Origin of the sequence: Synechococcus sp. R3-13 (genome assembly GCF_047462195.1) — a bacterium.
Taxonomy (GTDB): Bacteria; Cyanobacteriota; Cyanobacteriia; order Thermostichales; family Thermostichaceae; genus Thermostichus.
On sequence record NZ_JANSIO010000435.1, the window covers coordinates 1 to 3,908 of the forward strand.

The window sequence follows — 3,908 nt, forward strand, 5'->3', positions numbered from 1 at the left end:
ACGGCAAGGGAAAATCCACCAGCGCTCTGGGGCGGGCTCTGCAGGCGATTGGACGCGGCATCAGTAAGGATCTCTCCCATCGTGTACTGATCATGCAATGGCTGAAGGGGGGAACGGGCTACACCGAGGATGCAGCCATTCGGGCCCTGCGGGAAAGCTACCCCGATTTGGTGGATCACCAGCGTTGCGGTCGGGACGCCATTGTCTGGCGGGGCAAACAACAGGAAATCGACTATGTAGAAGCGGAGCGGGGCTGGGAGTTGGCACGGGCGGCCATCGCTTCTGGCCTGTACAAAACCATCATCTTGGATGAGTTGAACCCGACGGTGGATCTGGAGCTGCTGGACGTGGAGCCGATTGTCCAGGCTTTGCTGCGCAAGCCGCGGGACACGGAGATCATCATCACGGGGCGGTGCCATGCCCCCTTACCTTACTTTGAGCTGGCCTCTGTCCACTCGGAAATGGTGAGCCACAAGCACTATGCCGAGCAGGGGGCCGATCTGCGGCGCGGGGTGGACTATTGATGGGATCCTTCGCAGCGTTCTCAGCCAATTCTGCTCTCTCTTGGCCTCCAGACCCCAGGACTCTGGCCCAGTTGTTGCTCACCCTTTTCCAGACGGAAGTGTGGGTGGAGGGCAAGGAGCACGTTCCCGCCGGCCCGCTGGTGGTGGTGAGCAATCACCGCAGTTTTCTGGATGCACCGGTGCTGATCGCGGGGTTGGGCCGACCGATTCGCTTTGCCTGCCATTACTACCTGGCTCAGGTGCCGCTGCTGCGGGAGATCGCCTTGGCTTTGGACTGCATTCCCCTCAAGCAGGGATCCCGACAGCAAATCCATTTTTTTCGCCAGGCGCAGGCCAGTTTGGCGGCGGGGGTGGGGGTGGGGATCTTCCCAGAAGGGGCGGAGCAGATCACCCGTGAGACCTCGCCTGGGGAGGTGGGGCGGTTTCAGCCAGGTTTTGCCCACCTGGCGCTGGCGGCAGCGGTGGATCCCTTGCCGATTCTGCCGGTGGCGGTGTGGGCGCAGGAAGAATGGCGGGGAGTAGATATTCCTATGGCTTTTTTCCGCTGGTTTGACCCCACTGAACCCCGATTTCAACAGGAAGGGGGACATCCGGTGGTGTTGTATCGGCGGGTGGTGCTCAGGGTGGGATCCCCCCTTTGGGTGGGCAGGAAGCAGCGCCAGGGATCCCGACGCGAGCGAATGCAGGTCATTCAAGAGCTAACTGCAGCGGCCCGAGAACAGGTGCGATTGGGATTGGCAGAGAGATGAGAAAGTTGAGTGGCGAGCCGGTAGCATCTGCCTCTAGCTTGGTCAGCCCGGCAACGGGAGCGGTCGGTCAGGAGCGGCCCCTGCTGCTGTATTTGCCCGGTATGGATGGCACAGGTACGTTGTTTTACCGGCAGGCGCAGGCTTTGCGGCGGGAGTTTCGCATTCGCCCCCTGAGTTTGAACCACCCGGAAGCGGGGGATAGCTGGGAAACCCTGGCCGATTGGGTGGGATCCCAGCTAGAAGCGGGGGCGTACTTGTGTGGAGAATCCTTTGGGGCCTGCCTGGCCTTGTTGGTGGCTGCCCAATGGCCGGAACGGTGCCGCGGCCTCATTTTGGTCAATCCGGCCTCGTCGCTGCGACGCAGGCCCTGGTGGTGGGCAGGACATGTTCTCTTGCCCTTTTTGCCGCCGGCGCTCTATCACCAGTTGTCGGAGCGAGGGTTGGGGGCTTTGGCGGAGCTCAGCCAAATGGAGCCGCCGGATCGGGAGCGGCTGCGCCAGGCGGTTCACAGTGTTGAGCCCACAGTGGCTGCCCAGCGCTTGGCTTTGCTGGGATCCTTTGCTGTGGAGAAGCTGCCCCTGGAGTCGATGACCCTGCCAACTTTGCTGGTGGCGGGGGGACGGGATCGCCTGTTGCCCTCGGTGCAGGAGGTGGGCTGGCTGGCGGAACGGCTGCCCCAGGCGCAGGTAGAAATCTCGCCCCAGAGCGGCCACGCTTGCCTGCTGGAGCGGCGGATGAACCTGCGGCGTTACCTGCTCAAGCCGGATGGCCTTTTTGCCCCTCTGCTGCTCAATTCTGCTTCGGCCCATTGAGCATGGACAGGGATCCCCACAGATCTTCTATCCGCTCTGGGCCGGAGCTCTCCTTCCCCTCTCGATCCAGCCAAAGGGCCCTCAAGCCTGCTGCTTTTGCCCCCTGGTAGTCTTCGCGGTGGCTGTCGCCGATGTGGCCAGCAGCTTCGGGGGGGATCCCTTGGGCGGCCAGGGCGGCCCGGAAGATCAGGGGATGGGGCTTGGCATAGCCCACTTGGGTGGAGAGGGTGAGGGTGGAAAAGTAGGGATCCAACTGCAACTGCTGTAGCACTCTGGGCAAGCGGCTGTCGAAGTTGGAGATCACCCCCAACCGGATCCCTTCCTGCTGCAGGGCCCGCAAAGCCGGCAGCGTCTCGGGATACAGCTCCCAGGGATCCGCCCCGGCAAAGTGCTCAAACAGTTGGGTGAAGAAGTCCTCAAACCGGTGCTCTCCGAAGGCAGCCAGGGATCCCACCCGGGCAAAAGTCTCCCGCACCACCTGGCGCCACCAGGTCCGCTCCCACTCCCGCAAAGGGGATCCCGTCAATCCTGGGCAGGCCGGGGCTGGAGCCTGGGCAAAAACTTGGCCAAAAGCGCGATCCAAGGCCTGGGGATCCACCCTCACCCCGTACTCCGCTGCCACCTGGCTGTAAACCTGGCCCACACTGCCCCGCACCCGAAACAAAGTGCCCACAGCGTCGAAAAAGAGCACCCTCAGCCTCACGACTGCCCCTCGTAGCGGGCGTAGGCATCGACAATCCGCTGCACCAGAGGGTGGCGCACCACATCCCGCTGGTCGAAGTAGCAAAAGGCAACCCCCTCTACCCCTGTCAGAATACGCTCTGCCGCTGCCAGGCCGGACATGCGATGTTTGCCCAGATCCGTTTGGGTGAGATCCCCGGTAACCACCATACGCGACCGGAATCCCAGCCGCGTGAGGGCCATCTTCATCTGCTCGGGGGTGGTGTTCTGGGCTTCGTCCAAAATGATGAAGGCATTGCTCAAAGTACGGCCTCGCATATAGGCCAGCGGCGCCACCTCGATCACCCCCTGCTCCATCAACTGCGGCAGCTTGGCCGGGTCGATAAACTCGAACAGGGCATCGTAAAGGGGCCGCAGATAGGGATCCACCTTTTCCACCAGATCCCCCGGCAAAAACCCCAGTTTTTCTCCCGCCTCCACAGCCGGGCGAGTCAAGATCAAACGCTCGTACTCCCGGTTTTGTAGGGCCGTAATGGCCACAACGGCAGCCAGATAGGTTTTTCCTGTGCCCGCCGGTCCAATGCCAAAGCAGAGGTCGTGGGTGCGAATGGCTCGCACGTACTCCTGTTGGCGGGGCGTTTTCGGTCGGATAAGCTCCCCTTTGCGGGTGCGGGCCAAAATCCCTGCTTGTGCTTGCTGGTAGGCGGCAGCCTCTTGTCCGGAGAGGGCGCGAAAAGCTTGCTCTGCATCGATCACAGTGACGGGGTGCCCAGTTTGCCAAAGCGGCTTCAGCAATTCTAGCCATTGCCGCACCTGCTGCCGCTGTTGAGGAGTGCCTTTCAGATACAGGTCTTGTCCGCGCAGCGTTACAGAGGCACCGCTGGAGCGACTGATCCACCTCAGGTTGGCCTCCTGAGTGCCCGCCAAAGACATGGCCTGTTGAGGATTGGACAGAGAGATGACTTCGAAATCAGAAGAGAGGGAAGTAGGGTTGTCGTGCATGCCGTGGGCGCCGGGCACCCTGGGAGACCTGTAGGGGTGATCTTACCAAAAACGCTTGTCAGGGCGCTCTGGGCTGTGGAAAGCCGCTGCAGAGCCCAGGGGTCAAGCGCAAGAGCATGACTCTAGTCAATAATAAGCTC

Annotated in this window: 5 protein-coding genes; 3 read left to right on the forward strand and 2 right to left on the reverse strand. The window is 61.9% G+C overall.

Annotated elements, in window-relative coordinates:
- From NW856_RS12560 to NW856_RS12570, 3 genes are all read left to right on the forward strand, one after another.
- The coding region (locus tag NW856_RS12560) for a cob(I)yrinic acid a,c-diamide adenosyltransferase (RefSeq protein ID WP_414400543.1) at nucleotides 1-524 on the forward strand (524 nt) is incomplete at its 5' end.
- Entirely contained in the window at nucleotides 524-1,273 is a 750-nt protein-coding gene (locus NW856_RS12565; protein ID WP_414400544.1) for a lysophospholipid acyltransferase family protein, read from the forward strand. The genes NW856_RS12560 and NW856_RS12565, both read left to right, overlap by 1 nt.
- A complete protein-coding gene (locus NW856_RS12570) occupies nucleotides 1,270-2,085 on the forward strand; it encodes an alpha/beta fold hydrolase (RefSeq protein WP_414400545.1) in 816 nt (271 codons plus the stop codon). The genes NW856_RS12565 and NW856_RS12570 overlap by 4 nt, the downstream gene beginning before the upstream one ends.
- Here NW856_RS12570 and NW856_RS12575 read toward each other — a convergent pair.
- Together NW856_RS12575 and NW856_RS12580 are read right to left on the reverse strand one after the other, a co-directional pair.
- Nucleotides 2,063-2,788, reverse strand: coding sequence for an HAD-IA family hydrolase (locus NW856_RS12575; protein WP_414400546.1), 726 nt, complete (start codon nucleotides 2,786-2,788; stop codon nucleotides 2,063-2,065). The two genes, NW856_RS12570 and NW856_RS12575, sit on opposite strands and share 23 nt — an antisense overlap.
- Entirely contained in the window at nucleotides 2,785-3,768 is a 984-nt protein-coding gene (locus NW856_RS12580; RefSeq protein WP_414400547.1) for a PhoH family protein, read from the reverse strand. The genes NW856_RS12575 and NW856_RS12580 overlap by 4 nt, the downstream gene beginning before the upstream one ends.
- Nucleotides 3,769-3,908 lie beyond the last annotated feature (140 nt).

Bases quoted from the DNA above. Each gene is read 5' to 3' on its own strand.
- NW856_RS12565 (WP_414400544.1), top strand. From the start codon at position 524: ATGGGATCCTTCGCAGCGTTCTCAGCCAATTCTGCTCTCTCTTGGCCT.
- NW856_RS12570 (WP_414400545.1), top strand. From the start codon at position 1,270: ATGAGAAAGTTGAGTGGCGAGCCGGTAGCATCTGCCTCTAGCTTGGTC.
- NW856_RS12580 (WP_414400547.1), bottom strand. From the start codon at position 3,768: ATGCACGACAACCCTACTTCCCTCTCTTCTGATTTCGAAGTCATCTCT.